The sequence below is a fragment of the Neobacillus drentensis genome (genome assembly GCF_036965245.1).
Taxonomy (GTDB): Bacteria; Bacillota; Bacilli; order Bacillales; family Cytobacillaceae; genus Neobacillus; species Neobacillus drentensis_G.
Genome location: NZ_JBALPG010000030.1, coordinates 35,341 through 49,151, shown reverse-complemented (window position 1 = coordinate 49,151; position 13,811 = coordinate 35,341). Strand labels below are relative to the sequence as shown.

The following is a 13,811-nucleotide window of genomic DNA, read 5'->3' as shown; positions in this document are numbered from 1 at the left end:
TCATTCGGACAAGGCAAGGCAAAAAAAGCTTGATCCTGTCTGAATACAGGTCTCATTCGGACAAGGCAAGGCAAAAAAAGCATAATCCTGTCTGAATCCAGGTCCCATTCGTACAAGGCAAGGCAAATAAAGCATAATCCTGTCTGAATCCAGGTCCCATTCGGACGTAGCATTACAAAAAGTGGTAAAAATCCACTTTTATAACAAAGAGAAAATCGAACAGAGATTGTGATCCTTTATAAAAAAAATCCCTCTTATTGTCATAACTCCCTTTCATTTACCGTGAGGAAATTCTATTTTCGTTAAATACAAAAAAAAAGCAATGCGATTTAAGTTGACTCGCATTGCTTTCTTTGGCAATTTTACATTAGCGTTTTAGATTCATTTTGGATAAAGAATCTCATCGATGATCCCGTACTCTTTCGCTTCCGCAGCGCTCATGAAGTAATCCCGATCCGTATCTTTTGCAACCTTATCAACAGGCTGACCGGATCGCTCGGAAATGATTTGATTTATATGTTCTTTAAGCTTTAAGATTCTGCGGGCGGAAATTTCGATTTCTGTTGCCTGCCCTCTCGCGCCACCCAATGGCTGATGAATCATAATTTCGCTATTTGGCAGGGCGTAGCGTTTTCCCTTTGTCCCCGCCAACAGTAACATCGCCCCGAATGAGGCAGCCATCCCGGTGCAAATCGTTCGAATATCCGGCTTAATGTATTGCATTGTATCGAAAATGGCAAATCCTGCTGAGGTTGATCCACCTGGGCTATTAATATAGAGAGAAATTTCTTTATCAGGAGCGTCTGCGGCTAAAAATAATAATTGGGCTACCACACTATTGGCGGTATGGTCATTTATTTCTTCCCCGATGATAATAATTCTGTCCTTTAGCAGGCGTGAATAAATATCGTAGGAACGTTCACCACGGTTAGATTGTTCAATTACATATGGAATGGTACTCATCTAAATCCTCCTTGAAGCATTTTTTGGCTATGCCGCCATACAGAGAGTGCTTGAAGGAGAAAAGGTTTTAATTGGTTGCAATTTCGAGTTTATCTTTGGCACTTCGTTCATGCTTGTTATGGTAGGAATGAATTCAATCAGGTCGGTTGGGTCTTGATTTTTCAAGGCATCATAAAAAATGTCCGACAGCTGTTCCCTTTCTTCTACATCCCAAAAGGACTCGGCTGAAAAGGATTGATCCTCTTTTTCAAGACGCTTTTTCACCCGATGAAGACTAGCTTTCACAGCCATTTCAGTGGTGTTTAACAAATCCGCTATTTCCTTTAACTGATATTGAAACGCCTCTTTTAGCATAAAGATAACGGCTTGCTTTGGGGTAAATTGCTTCAGCAATAGGTCAACTGCATGTGTCATGTCATCAAGTTGATTTGTTAATTCATGAATCGGATGGTCAAAATCAGCTTCCATCGTCTCATTTTTTCTTTTTCGCAGCTGATCCACCCAATGATGATAGGCGATTTTATTTAACAAAGCAGAACTCATTTGCTGCTGGTGATATTTTAATGCCTTCAGATAAGTCTCCTGTGCGATATCGTCTCCATCCCAAGAGTTTTGCGCTAGAAAACGGCAATATCGCTGTAGTTTTGGATAATATTCAATCCACAACCGATCATCCTGCTGTGAACTTTCTCCGCTATAATGGCTAAGTTTTCGTGACATCACTTTCACTCCTTTGGCACTCTCTACCCTAATAACGTTTCAACAGTAATGAAAAGATACGGGGTCATTATCTTTTTTTTAAATATTATATGCTGGTTGAAAAATTTATCACATGAAACGATGAATTGATATTTGCTTTTCTTTATTTTGGTCATAAAGCTTATTAACCATATCTTCCTTTATGGCTTCTTCAAGACTAATCTTCCGTTTTTTGATTGAGATTGTAAAGAATAAAATATTGATGGTCATATCCTTCCCTCCTTTTTTAAAAGGCAACCAATTAAAACGACTAGTCGGTTTATTTTATTATATTTTCTAGCCCTAAAAATTGTCAATAATAAAAGGTTGCTTTTCCATTTTTAGGAAAGTTAAACCAATTCTTAGTAAAAGCGAAATCAAAAAAGGCAGGTCTGTTTTTACCTGCCTTCTTACCCATCTACACTTTCACTTTTTCCAAAAATAGCTGCTTCATCTCACTTAAGACTTCTTTATAGGGATAATCGTTATAAATTGTTTGAAAGAAAACTCCATCAATCATCGACCAAAAAAGGTTTGCCATCATCTCTGGATTAAGATCATGCTTGAACTCCCCTGATTCCTGCCCTTCTTTTATGATTCCTGTAAATAGTTGGATAAAGAAATGATTTCTCCTTGCTGATAATCTCTCCATTAATTCCTTATTTCTGGCTGCATACAGTTTAAATTCATTGTGCACGATTGTTTTGCCCTGCCAATCTGTGCTCGACACGTCCAATGATAAATACACATTAAACAAATAATTCATTTTTTCAATTGCACTTTTGTATGCTGACAGGTCTTTCGTTAATATTTCATATGTTTCCTGTGTATCGTTGATCATTAATTCTAAATATATTTCATCTTTACTTTTAAAATAATTATAAATTGCCCCTTTGCTAATCCCTGAAAGCTCAACAATGTCATCAATGGTCGCGGCTTGAAATCCTTTCTTGGCGAAACATGCAAGTGCACTTGAAAGGATCTCCTTCTTTTTCTTTTCTTTATATGATTCTGAAACGATTGGCGGCATTTTTTACCTCCATTTATATGTATAGTAATTTGGTTAATAGTCTTAGTATAATTAAAACATATATCAATCTTCTACACCAAAGCAAAAATGGTAAGGATAAAGGTTTTTGTTTGATCTCAGTTTACATAATAATATTATATTCTCCTAATTATAGTTAGGGTAATGCAATGCTTCTGCTATCGTGTTAAACCATGTCCTAGTTTTGAGGTATTAACCATGTAAACCCGTTCAGGGCGTCCTACTGTTCCATATGCCAGGTCGGCTTCTATTTTTTCTTCGGAGACGAGATGTTCTAAATAGCGTCTTGCGGTTGTTCGGCTGACACCGATTTCTTTGGCGATAAGTTCTGCTGTTTGCCCGCTTTCACCTTTTCCTAAAACCTCCAGGACCTTTTCAAGTGTACGCGGATCGATTCCTTTAGGTAGGTAAATCTTGTCGTTTCCGGCTCCATCAATCTCTTTACGCAGCAGCTTGTCCACTTGCTGCTGGTCAATAAGCTGATGTTCTTCACCTAATTGCACAAGCTTTGTATGGTATTCCAAATACCTGAGTAGCGATTGTTTGAAGCGTTCAAAAACCACAGGTTTAATAATATAATCAAATACACCTATCTTAATAGCTTCCTGAACCTTATGAATTTCTTTTGTCGCCGTAATCATGATTACATCCATTTGTTTCATCTGCTGTTTTGTTTCTTTCAATAAATCCAGTCCATCCATATCCGGAAAATAAACATCCAATAAGAGCAAATCCGGCTGCAATATCTCAATTAAAGTCTTTGCTTCTACATAACTGGCTGCAATTCCAACGGTTTGAAAGCCTTCAATCTGCTCAATAAACCTCTTCTGTATTTCCGCAATCCTTAAGTCATCCTCCACAATTAACACTTCGATCTCTCGGTTCACGTTCATTCATAACCCCCCTTTCTTTTGGTATTGCCACGGTAAAAATTGTGCCTTCCCCAACGTTTGATGAAAATGTGATTGAGCCGCAAAAGTCATCAATTGCTTTTTTAACAAGACTTAAACCTATTCCTGCATTACTACTTTTACTTTTAGTTGTAAAGCCCTCTTTAAAAATCTGATCGTTCGTACTAACTGCAATTCCATTTCCATTATCCTCTACCTCAATAATCAGTTCTTTACCAAGGTCGGTAAGAAACAGGACAACTCTTTTTTCTTCATTATCACACTCTCTCACCGCTTCAAATCCATTATTAACAAGGTTTCCAATAATCGTTATTAACGAGTCCCTGCTTATTTCAGCAGGTAAATCTTTAAAGCTGCTTTCTCGATCTATGGAAAAATGAATTTTCAATTCACTAGCTAAACTAGCCTTTCCTAAGATAAATGCAGCAATAATCGGGTCTGGTACTTCCTTCATTAAAAATTGAACCAACCCTTGGGCAACATCTACTTCCTTTGAGATAAAATCAATCGCTTCTTTATAGGAACCGAGTTGTATTAAACCTAGAAGGGTATATAGCCGATTGGAATATTCGTGGGTTTGGGCACGCAGGCCCTCCGCATAAGTTTTAATATGGGATAATTCCTTTAGCAGTTTGGCAAGCTCAGACTTATTCCGAAAACTCGCTACAGCTCCTATCACTTCCTCCTTATCATTAAAAATTGGAATACGATTAGCTAAATAAACTTCCCCTGAGATCAAAATTTCCTGATCATATTCGGCCTGTCCTGTTCGAACCACCTCGAGAAGATGAGTATTTTCTATCATTTCTTCAATTCTTTTTCCGCGAAGCAAGGTATTTAACGGTACCTTTAAAATGGTATGTGCTGTTTCATTCACAACCGTTATCCGCCCGTCTGTATCTATCGCGATGATCCCTTCATGAATAGACTCAAGAATCGCATGTTTCTCCTGGTACATCCAAGCAATTTCTTTCGGTTCAAGACCGAAAATCGCCCTTTTGATATTTAACGAGATTAATAGTGCGGCGAGCAACCCTCCGATTAAAATAATGAATGTAGCTACAAGAATCTTTTTCTGTATTTTGGAAACTTCTTTTTCTATATCAGTTTGGAGGTATCCGACAGAAACGACACCTATTACCTTTTCACCGCTGAAAACCGGTGCTTTTCCCCTTAGGGAAGGCCCTAGTGTTCCTGTGGACTCCGAGATTACAGATTTCCCTTTAAAGACATGGCCATTATCTCCCCCAACCATTTTCTGCCCTAGGCGCTTGGGATTCGGGTGCGAGTATCGGATTTCATTTCGGTTTCCAATGACGATAAATTCTGCATCGACCTCCCTGCGAATTTTTTCCGCAATGGGCTGGATAATAGAGGCGGGATTTTCTGTTTTAAAAGCAGATTGAATCTCCGGCATATTGGAGATAGATTGGGCAACAGACAACGCTTTCAAACCTATTTCATGTTTTAAGTTGGTTTCCATGATATTTTTAAAGGTAAATTCAATAATGGTTCCGAGCACAATGATGAGTATGGAGATTCCAAGCATTAATTTCGTATGTAAACGCATGTAAACACCTCTATCTTTATCATAATAAAAAAAACTCCTATTAAAAAGGAGTTTTTTCATAATCTTCTGAATCCTATCCCTCTACATTAATGATGACTTCTTTCCCTCTTCTTTTCATCATGAATGGTACAACCAGCCAAAGGACCGTGATAAGGAGAAAGACTAAAGAAATTGGACGTGTGAAAAACACACTGTAATCTCCATTCGATATGGTCAATGCCCTTCTTAGGTTGTTCTCAATCATTGGCCCAAGAACAAGTCCAAGAACGATCGGGGCAATTGGATAATCATGTTTATTAAAGAAGTAGCCTAGGACACCGCATACCAATAAAAGCAAGAGATCATTCGTTGATACCTGTACTGCATAGACACCAAAGATGGAGATGGCGATGATCATAGGGATCAAATATTTCTTTGGCGTTTGTATTATTTTTGCAAATACTTTTACAAGCGGCAGATTCAAGATTAATAGCATAATGTTCCCGATAAACATACTAGCAATCAGACCCCAAGCAACCTGCGGATGGTCTTCAAATAATAACGGACCCGGCTGCACATTATACATCATCAGGGCTCCCATTAGGATCGCTGTGGTACCTGAACCAGGTATACCCAATGTTAATAATGGTATCATAGCACCACCAGACGCCGCATTATTAGCTGATTCGGGTGCCGCTACTCCCGCAATTGCACCTGTTCCAAATTTCGCAGGGTTTTTGGAAACCTTTTTTTCAAGAATATAAGAAAAAAAGGATGCAAGCGTCGCGCCCGCCCCCGGTAAGATCCCGACAAAGAAACCTAAGATGGAACCACGGGCAATCGGTCCTGCGGATTCTTTAAATTCTTCCTTAGAGGGAAGCAAATTATTTATTCTCGCTATTTCAACCCCTTCCTCTTCTTTTTCTAAAATGGTCTTGAACACCTCTCCAAGCGCAAACAGCCCAACGGCGATCGTTAAAAACTCAATCCCTTGGAAAAGCCATGGGACATCGAAGGTAAATCGAGCAATACCCGAGACACTGTCGATGCCAATGGTTCCAAGTAATAGCCCGCAAACCGTCATTATTAACGCCTTTGTAACGGACTTTCCCGCTAATCCGCTGACAGCTCCAAGCCCCAAAAGCATTAAGGAAAAATATTCTGCCGGGCCAAATTTAAGGGCTACATTTGATAATGGCTTCGCTAAGGCAATTAGGGCAATAAGTGTCACAATCCCAGCTACAAATGAGCCGATTGCAGCAATCGATAGAGCGCTTCCGGCCCTCCCTTTCTTTGCCATCTGGTAGCCGTCCAATGTTGTGACCACAGAGGAGGATTCCCCCGGTGTATTTAATAGTATCGAAGTGGTAGATCCTCCATACATCGCTCCATAATAAACCCCAGCAAGAAGAATAATCGCGCTAGTTGCGGCTTGTTCCGGCGGAAGCCCGCCAGTAATTGAGGCCGTTACAGGAATAAGCAAGGCCACACCACTCATTGGACCAATCCCCGGCAAAACGCCGACTGCAGTCCCTATTAACACTCCAACAAAAGCAAAAATGAGATTATACCAAATAAGTGCCGTTCCAAATCCGTGAAATAAATATTCAAGTGTACTCATGTAAATTTCCTCCTTCCTTCAGTTAGTGGTTAAAACCAGATTGGCCAACCTGGAAGCGTACCTTTTAACAGCTCTACGAATATAAAATATACGATTCCTGAAAAAGCCGCCGAGATAATCAAAGATGAAATCCACTTTGAACGTTCCATTGTTTGAAAGCAAACAAATAAAAATAAAAAGGTTGTAATCACATACCCTACCGATTCTAACGTTAAAATATAAACTAATGTGGCGGCTAGGATGATTAGGAAGGGTTTGTACTGCATTGGTTCTTTCTTCCCCTGCTCACCACCGCTAATGAACGTTTCATAAAACAAACGGATACTTAATAGAACTAGTAAAATTCCAAGAATGAATGGAAAGATATCGGGTCCGACAACACTTCCATATGATGAACTGGCTAAATGCTTGCTCCCAATAATAAACAGCACTCCTACCGCTAAAAAAGCTATTGATGCTATTCGATCGAATTTAATATCCATTTATATTTCCACTCCTTAAAAAAATAGGGAAAGGAGAAAGTAAACTCCTTCCCACACCTATTACTTTTGCATGCCCAATGCAGATAATAATTGCTGGACTTGTTGATCTTGTTCACCTAAAAACTTTTTGAAATCGCCACTGTTTTTATACTCCAATTCCCATCCTTGAGTCTCTACTTCCTTCTTCCACTCTGGGGATTTCACAAGCTTATCGATAGTTTTTTCCCAATAGGATTTTGCCTCATTAGACATTTTTTCAGGGCCAAAAACTCCGCGCCAAATGGTGAATTGGGCATCGACGCCTTGTTCTTTGGCAGTTGGAACATCATTAAAATCACCTGCTAAACGTTCATTTGACGTCACTGCCAACACGCGAACCTTACCTGCCTTTAAAAACTCTTTTACACTGGAGGCATCGGTACCAATGACATCTGCATTGCCGCCAAGCAGTGCTGTGATGGCTTCCCCGCCGCCATCATAGGAAACATATTTTATTTTTGTTGGATCCACTCCATATTTATAAGCCGGAAGAATCGAAATTAAGTGGTCCATTGACCCCGGTGCAGATCCGCCTGCAAATGTAAGTTTGCTAGGATCTTTCTTCACTTCTGCCAGTACCGATTTAAGGTCTTTATATTTCGAATCTGCTTTAACGACAATTGCCCCAAAATCCTTTGTTAACTGAGCGAGTGGTGTCGTATTTTTATAACCATATGGACTATTTCCTTCTTTTTTCAGGTTGTTAATAATAATCGGCGGTGAATTAACAAAAAGCATATCGTTATTTTCTGCCTGCTGGGTGGCGTATTCTGCCATAAACACTGCACCGCCCCCGCCAGGCTTATTCTCAACAGTCAATGGCTGTTTCACCAGCTTTGTCTCCCCAAGTACTTTTATGAATGACCGTGCTGTGAGATCCCAACCGCCCCCTGCACCTGATGGAGCGACTACTGTAATCGCTTTTTTAGGATAGCCTGTACTTTCTTCCTTTTTACCAGAGCCTCCTGTCTCTTTACTGCTGCACGCACCCAAGCTTAAAGCCAATGCACCTGCACATATAAGAGCTGAAATTCTTTTGATCGAAAACATTTTATTTCCCCCTTGTAAACGTTTTCTTAATTTTACAAAAATTTTTCGCATTTCATAGATTATACATTTAAACAGCATTAAAAACTTATTAACCATTTTGTTCATATTGTTCACGGGAGCACATAGAGCATGGCGAAAGACACTTTTTCGCCACAAATATCAAAGCGCTTGGTTTCCTTTCAACGCTGAAAAGTACTTTTAAAAATAGTAGAGTTTTTTTCGCATGAAGATATTTGGAGAATTTTGATGAAAAATAATGATGGACTATTTTTATAAGCCTGATATAATCTCATATAGAATACAAATTATTTTAAAGGTGGAAAATATGGGAAACACTTGTAGATATGTTGTCAACGCACTTGGAAAAGGTGGGGAAACATATTATACGTATTGTAAAGACAAACATGAACTACAGAAATGGATTCATAACAATCGTGAAAAATTAATAATGGACGAACTAATTATCACGGATAAAAACCAAAGTCTTTTTTCTAAATGGTTTGGTCAAAAAAAATTATTCTAACAACGAGACGCTATTCTTTAAGGGATGGCGTCATTATTTTAGTATTTTAGTAGAATTGTTTGGATTTTTTGCGGGAGGTCATGAATAATTTTTCTATAGAGGTGAACTTATGGCAAAAGAAGCGGTTCAAGAATTGGGGTTTAATTCTACTTCAAACGACAGTAAAAATGATGTCAGAGTAAACAATCATTTCAGTTTGACCATTAATTTCGGGGATTCATTGAGTTTATTAGCTTTGCTTGCAGGTATATACATAATTAGAAGGATCACCAAAAATCATAAAAATAAAGCAAAAAAAATGTAATGGCAGTAAGGCACCATTACATTTTTTTTATTTAGTCCTCTAATTCTCTTAATTATATCCGTAATTCAATTTACACTACTCAAAAGTTAGTAATGGTGCCTGACACCATTACTAACTTACACAACCTCTTTAACTTGTATATTGATGAATTTCCGTTTTTGGATGTAGATGAGTCTGATAGATAGGGCTATTCCTGCTGCTAGTAATCCGATTGTTAATCCAATCCAGTAGCCTCTTGCTGCCAAGCTAGTAAAATTGGCCAGCAGATAGCCTACTGGTAAACAGATTAGCCAATATGCGATCAGAGTCATGATAAATGCAAGATTGACGTCCTTATACCCTCTTAATGCCGCCTGCGCAGTTGCCTGGATGGCATCCGATATTTGAAAAAACAACGCAAAAATTAAGAAGTTTGCTGTTAAGTTGATGACGGCTGTTTCATTTGAATATAAACCAGCAACCTGGTAGCGGAATGCGACGACTAACATACCAGTACCGGTGGCTATCAAGATGGCGAGCAACACGCCTAACCAGCTATACTGTTTCGCGTCTTTATATCGTTTTGCACCTACTTCATAACCAACCAGAACGGTTAACGCTGTAGAAATACTAATCGGAATCATGTATAAAAATGAAACGATATTTAACGCCGATTGATATGCGGCGATCGTGGTGACATTAAACTTACTCAACAGGATCGTAACAACGGCAAACATACTTGTCTCGAAGAAAGTGGAAAGCCCCATTGGTATGCCGATTTTTAAAATTTCTTTACACTTATCCCAGGAAAATTCCCTCAATTGAGCAAACACTGGATAAGAAGAAAATGGATCCTGTGTTTTTACGATAAACAACGTCATCCCCATGATCACCCAGTACGTAATGGAAGTGGCATATCCTGCTCCGGCACCGCCAAGCTCTGGGAAACCAAACTTGCCAAAGATGAACGCATAGTTCAAAAAGAAATTGATTGGTAATGACATGAGCATAATAACCATAACCACACGTGTTTTTCCTAATGCATAAATAAAAGATCTTAACACGTTAAAAATGAATAATGGTAAAAGTCCATAACTAAGACCCGCTAAATAATCAAATGCCGTTTCCTGAACACTAGAAGGCAGCTTCATTTTATCTAAGATCGGATCTAAAAAGAATAATCCAAGAATGATGACAATGAATGCGATCATAACGGAGAGGTAGATTCCATGCCTCACAACAGAAGAAACCTCGTTGCTCTTCTTTTCCCCGAACCGTTGGGCAGCAATCGGCGAGACTGCAAGTAGAATACCACTAATTCCGTTAAAAATCGGACTCCAAATCGATGAGCCGATCGCTACACCCGCTAAATCGGAGGAATTATATTTACCTGACATGATCGTATTGAAAAATACCATCGAAAACATGCCAAGTTGAGTGATTAAAATCGGGATTAACAAGACAAATATTTGCTTTGTTTTTTCCTTGACTGTAAATGTTTGATTCATAATTCTTTTCTCCTTGAGAAATAAGTCCGAGATTTCATTATACGCGATTTTCGCATAATATACCTCAATTAAATTTGAAGCTTCTTGTGTGTAGGCTTTTCGTAACAATCAAACCCGGTTGGAGATTTATATCCCATAAAAATAAATAGGACCTCCGAGGAAGTCCTATTTTTTTACGATTTTGGACGGGTTATTAATCTTATATAACACTGCTGTATCTACCATGAATTCTTCAGGTGCGTCCTTTCCCTTACCCATTTTTTTGGCAGCAACCTTACCGTCAAATTCAAGCAAATCCCCTGCGGCCAATTCGAATTTTTTCAGAGTTTTACTGTGGCTGCACCAGGCCAACCCAAGGTCTAGAGGATTATCCTGGACAATTTGAACATTCTCTAAGACAACCACCTCATCGTTTTCTTCGTTAAAAGGATTGTATACAAGCGCGAACTGTTTAACTTTCGCTGTAAAATGAACTTTTTCCACAGGAAGCTCGAGCTTTGGTGCCTTCTCTTTCTTTGGCTTCGCTTCCTTAGCAGGTTTAGCCGCCTTTTCCTTTTTTGGAGATTCTTTTGGAGCGACCTGTACAGATTCAGGTGGCACGATTTTCTTTTCTGATGCTTGCACTATGCCAGACGTACTCTCTTTATCCTCAAGCGCCAACAGGCTTTCTTTTCCAAAGCTCGACTGCTGCATTTCTTTTAAATAGGCTGGGTGAATGCAGCTCAGATTGCCGTCTTGGAATTCAATCACAAGGGTATTATATTCTACTCCCCCGCCGTACACCTCATAACCTTTGATGGTCACAAGACGATGATTAATTCGATCCTTATACCAAAATTCCCGTTTCGCTTCTTTAGCGGACGATAGTCCCCACTCCTTAAGCTTTTCTTTATAATGGTCGTCATCACGAAAGACTTCGAAGTCCCCTTTTGGCGGAATATACTGGGTCAAATCAGTTTTATCTAAATGAGGCCTTGGGATCACCATTCCGACACTTCCTTCCTCTATGTATGTTTATTTGATTATATCATCTCATGCAAAGAATGATAATTTTTATCAAAGCAATCCTATCTAATAACAGTAGTTAGCTCCGACGGATTGATTTTTATCCATGAAAAACGAATCCTGCAATTGCGTTAGTAATTCATGGTTCAAACTCATTGGTTGAACTTTTTTATTGGATGGGACGGAGCGTTGTAAAACGAATCAGTTAAGCAGATTTTTGAGCATAAAAAAAAGACTCTCCGAGAGAGTCTTTTTTATTTATGTGGTTAAAATTATGCTTTACGAACGTTAGAAGCTTGTGGTCCACGTTGACCTTGTTCTACGTCAAAAGTAACTGCTTGGCCTTCGTCTAAAGATTTGAAGCCTTCGCCTTGGATTGCTGAGAAGTGTACGAATACGTCATCTCCAGCTTCGCGTTCGATGAATCCAAAACCTTTTTCTGCATTAAACCATTTTACTTTACCTTGTTCCATGTGTGTTTCCTCCTGCTGTGTGCTCTGCACACAATGTGTTACTATCCTTGCTCAAATCTTCAAGACAGAAAGCAGTTTCACTTTAACGTTCTTGCCGACTCACAAAAATAATTCCTCTTAACTATAACAGAAATAATTAGATAAAGCAAACCAATATATTGTACGGTCGATTCTAATATAAATAGCATAGGGAATTTGAAATTAGATTGTTTAGTTTTTCGAAGATTCTGAAGTTCTTAAATAGAAAAAATTATCCTGTAGATTCATGGTTTTTGGTTGTATAATAACTAGAGAATTTATTAAGAAATGGTGAAGACACATGCGCACATATAATGAAAAAGTCAGTATCTATCATGGAATGGTGTCTACCATTGCTATGAATCTTGCAAGTAACTTTTTCCCGATTTTCGCGATATCCATCCTTGGTGCAACCAATTATCAAGTGGGGTTGATCAGTTCCCTTCCGCCATTGGTTGCCCTGGTTATGACGATTCCAGCTGCGATCCTGTTAAATCGGCTCGAGCGGCAAAAGAAAACTGTCGCAATGTCGGTTTTTTGGGCTAGAATCATGTTTTTGCTTTTAGCAGGCGTGGTTTTTATTCATTTTTCTTATCAGGCATGGGCTTTTTTAATTATTGTCGCTTTAATGAATGTTCCTGGAACGATTTCCAACATTGGCTGGCAGACATTGATTAGCGGGATGATTCGGGAGGAGCGTAGAGGGGCTTTTTTCAGTGACCGAAATCGACTATTAACGATTGTTGGAATGGTTACGACTTTAATTATCGGGATCGTCATGAAAAAACAGACTGAAAATGCAGCTGCATATCAGTTATTATTTGTCATTGCATTTATTTTTGGCGTATTAGAAGTATTTTTTTTAATGAAGCATAAAGAAAAAGCTGCACCAAAGACGAGCAAAGAACAAAAAAATTCGTCGATGGATTGGACCATTTTTAAGGATAAGGGATACAAATGGTTTCTCATTTCCGCTCTTTGCTTTAACTTCTCATGGCAAATGGCATGGGGACTATTCAATATATATCATGTGAAATATGCTCATGCTACGATTTTGTGGATTAGTATTTTTTCAGTTGCCAATCAATTGGTGCAAATATTCTCGTTCCCTTTATGGAGAAAATGGGCGGAGCAAAAATCAAACACGTTGATGCTCGTTTGGGTAGCAGCAGGAATGGCAACAGCTCCGTTTTTAACAGTGTTGTCTACTAATCTAGTTTATATAACTTTTGTGCAAATGACATCGGGCTTTTTTGTTTCCGGCACCACGCTTCTATTGTTCAACCTATTGTTAGAGAAATCTCCAAAAGAAAAAAGAACCTATTGCATTACAACGTATAATGTTCTTTTATCCTTTGTCGCTTTTGTCGCACCGCAAATTGGAATATGGCTCTTGGAAGTAACCGGCATCCAAAAATCCATGGGAATAATCTCTATACTGAGGCTCATAAGCGCCCTCGTCTTCTTGCTTATGTATGTTAAATTTATGAAAAACAATAAATCACCCAAGTTTTATTCAAGAAAAAAAGCGTCCTATTAGTGGTGTCATGCACCATTCGTGGACACTGTCCGTGTGGAGTGGACAGTGTCCACTTATTTA

Annotated in this window: 15 protein-coding genes; 3 read left to right on the top strand and 12 right to left on the bottom strand. The window is 38.9% G+C overall.

What is annotated here, in order from left to right; translation table 11 throughout:
* Positions 1 to 381: 381 nt before the first annotated feature.
* From clpP to V7150_RS08465, 9 genes are all read right to left on the bottom strand, one after another.
* Complete coding sequence (gene clpP / locus V7150_RS08505; RefSeq protein WP_335516218.1) at positions 382 to 963, bottom strand: ATP-dependent Clp endopeptidase proteolytic subunit ClpP; 582 nt, start codon at positions 961 to 963, stop codon at positions 382 to 384.
* 27 nt (positions 964 to 990) lie between these two features.
* Entirely contained in the window at positions 991 to 1,683 is a 693-nt protein-coding gene (locus V7150_RS08500; protein ID WP_335516215.1) for a sigma factor-like helix-turn-helix DNA-binding protein, read from the bottom strand.
* Positions 1,684 to 1,791: 108 nt separating this feature from the next.
* The gene (locus V7150_RS08495) at positions 1,792 to 1,932 is read right to left on the bottom strand and encodes a YrzI family small protein (RefSeq protein WP_335516212.1); all 141 of its coding nucleotides are present in this window, start codon (positions 1,930 to 1,932) and stop codon (positions 1,792 to 1,794) included.
* Positions 1,933 to 2,119: 187 nt separating this feature from the next.
* Positions 2,120 to 2,731, bottom strand: coding sequence for a TetR/AcrR family transcriptional regulator (locus V7150_RS08490; protein WP_335516209.1), 612 nt, complete (start codon positions 2,729 to 2,731; stop codon positions 2,120 to 2,122).
* Between the two features lie 176 nt (positions 2,732 to 2,907).
* Positions 2,908 to 3,642, bottom strand: coding sequence for a response regulator (locus tag V7150_RS08485; RefSeq protein ID WP_335516206.1), 735 nt, complete (start codon positions 3,640 to 3,642; stop codon positions 2,908 to 2,910).
* A complete protein-coding gene (locus V7150_RS08480; RefSeq protein ID WP_335516203.1) occupies positions 3,599 to 5,230 on the bottom strand; it encodes a sensor histidine kinase in 1,632 nt (543 codons plus the stop codon). The genes V7150_RS08485 and V7150_RS08480 overlap by 44 nt, the downstream gene beginning before the upstream one ends.
* 73 nt (positions 5,231 to 5,303) lie before the next feature.
* Positions 5,304 to 6,830, bottom strand: a complete 1,527-nt coding sequence (locus tag V7150_RS08475; RefSeq protein WP_335516200.1) for a tripartite tricarboxylate transporter permease — start codon at positions 6,828 to 6,830, stop codon at positions 5,304 to 5,306.
* Positions 6,831 to 6,859: 29 nt separating this feature from the next.
* On the bottom strand, positions 6,860 to 7,312 hold the full coding sequence (locus tag V7150_RS08470) for a tripartite tricarboxylate transporter TctB family protein (RefSeq protein WP_335516198.1): 453 nt from the start codon (positions 7,310 to 7,312) through the stop codon (positions 6,860 to 6,862).
* Positions 7,313 to 7,372: 60 nt separating this feature from the next.
* Positions 7,373 to 8,401: a Bug family tripartite tricarboxylate transporter substrate binding protein gene (locus V7150_RS08465; protein WP_335516195.1), complete on the bottom strand. Its 1,029-nt coding sequence runs from the start codon at positions 8,399 to 8,401 to the stop codon at positions 7,373 to 7,375.
* Positions 8,402 to 8,657: 256 nt separating this feature from the next.
* Between V7150_RS08465 and V7150_RS08460 the strand changes: the two genes are divergently transcribed.
* Together V7150_RS08460 and V7150_RS08455 are read left to right on the top strand one after the other, a co-directional pair.
* A complete protein-coding gene (locus V7150_RS08460) occupies positions 8,658 to 8,924 on the top strand; it encodes a hypothetical protein (protein ID WP_335516191.1) in 267 nt (88 codons plus the stop codon).
* Between the two features lie 109 nt (positions 8,925 to 9,033).
* Complete coding sequence (locus V7150_RS08455) at positions 9,034 to 9,228, top strand: hypothetical protein (RefSeq protein WP_335516189.1); 195 nt, start codon at positions 9,034 to 9,036, stop codon at positions 9,226 to 9,228.
* A 116-nt stretch (positions 9,229 to 9,344) separates the two neighbouring features.
* Here V7150_RS08455 and V7150_RS08450 read toward each other — a convergent pair whose 3' ends face one another.
* From V7150_RS08450 to V7150_RS08440, 3 genes are all read right to left on the bottom strand, one after another.
* Positions 9,345 to 10,715: an MATE family efflux transporter gene (locus V7150_RS08450; protein WP_335516187.1), complete on the bottom strand. Its 1,371-nt coding sequence runs from the start codon at positions 10,713 to 10,715 to the stop codon at positions 9,345 to 9,347.
* Positions 10,716 to 10,880: 165 nt separating this feature from the next.
* Positions 10,881 to 11,702, bottom strand: coding sequence for a hypothetical protein (locus tag V7150_RS08445; RefSeq protein ID WP_335516184.1), 822 nt, complete (start codon positions 11,700 to 11,702; stop codon positions 10,881 to 10,883).
* A gap of 290 nt (positions 11,703 to 11,992) precedes the next feature.
* A complete protein-coding gene (locus V7150_RS08440) occupies positions 11,993 to 12,193 on the bottom strand; it encodes a cold-shock protein (protein WP_024027764.1) in 201 nt (66 codons plus the stop codon).
* 319 nt (positions 12,194 to 12,512) lie between these two features.
* On the opposite strand from V7150_RS08440, the gene V7150_RS08435 reads away from it, so the two are divergent.
* Positions 12,513 to 13,751, top strand: a complete 1,239-nt coding sequence (locus tag V7150_RS08435) for an MFS transporter (RefSeq protein ID WP_335516175.1) — start codon at positions 12,513 to 12,515, stop codon at positions 13,749 to 13,751.
* Positions 13,752 to 13,811 lie beyond the last annotated feature (60 nt).

Excerpts from the sequence above, each read along its gene's own strand:
- V7150_RS08435 (WP_335516175.1), top strand. The coding sequence starts at position 12,513 with ATGCGCACATATAATGAAAAAGTCAGTATCTATCATGGAATGGTGTCT.
- V7150_RS08460 (WP_335516191.1), top strand. The coding sequence starts at position 8,658 with ATGATGGACTATTTTTATAAGCCTGATATAATCTCATATAGAATACAA.
- V7150_RS08455 (WP_335516189.1), top strand. The coding sequence starts at position 9,034 with ATGGCAAAAGAAGCGGTTCAAGAATTGGGGTTTAATTCTACTTCAAAC.
- V7150_RS08440 (WP_024027764.1), bottom strand. The coding sequence starts at position 12,193 with ATGGAACAAGGTAAAGTAAAATGGTTTAATGCAGAAAAAGGTTTTGGA.
- V7150_RS08465 (WP_335516195.1), bottom strand. The coding sequence starts at position 8,401 with ATGTTTTCGATCAAAAGAATTTCAGCTCTTATATGTGCAGGTGCATTG.
- V7150_RS08450 (WP_335516187.1), bottom strand. The coding sequence starts at position 10,715 with ATGAATCAAACATTTACAGTCAAGGAAAAAACAAAGCAAATATTTGTC.
- V7150_RS08485 (WP_335516206.1), bottom strand. The coding sequence starts at position 3,642 with ATGAACGTGAACCGAGAGATCGAAGTGTTAATTGTGGAGGATGACTTA.
- clpP (WP_335516218.1), bottom strand. The coding sequence starts at position 963 with ATGAGTACCATTCCATATGTAATTGAACAATCTAACCGTGGTGAACGT.
- V7150_RS08445 (WP_335516184.1), bottom strand. The coding sequence starts at position 11,702 with ATGGTGATCCCAAGGCCTCATTTAGATAAAACTGATTTGACCCAGTAT.
- V7150_RS08500 (WP_335516215.1), bottom strand. The coding sequence starts at position 1,683 with ATGTCACGAAAACTTAGCCATTATAGCGGAGAAAGTTCACAGCAGGAT.
- V7150_RS08480 (WP_335516203.1), bottom strand. The coding sequence starts at position 5,230 with ATGCGTTTACATACGAAATTAATGCTTGGAATCTCCATACTCATCATT.
- V7150_RS08490 (WP_335516209.1), bottom strand. The coding sequence starts at position 2,731 with ATGCCGCCAATCGTTTCAGAATCATATAAAGAAAAGAAAAAGAAGGAG.
- V7150_RS08475 (WP_335516200.1), bottom strand. The coding sequence starts at position 6,830 with ATGAGTACACTTGAATATTTATTTCACGGATTTGGAACGGCACTTATT.
- V7150_RS08495 (WP_335516212.1), bottom strand. The coding sequence starts at position 1,932 with ATGACCATCAATATTTTATTCTTTACAATCTCAATCAAAAAACGGAAG.
- V7150_RS08470 (WP_335516198.1), bottom strand. The coding sequence starts at position 7,312 with ATGGATATTAAATTCGATCGAATAGCATCAATAGCTTTTTTAGCGGTA.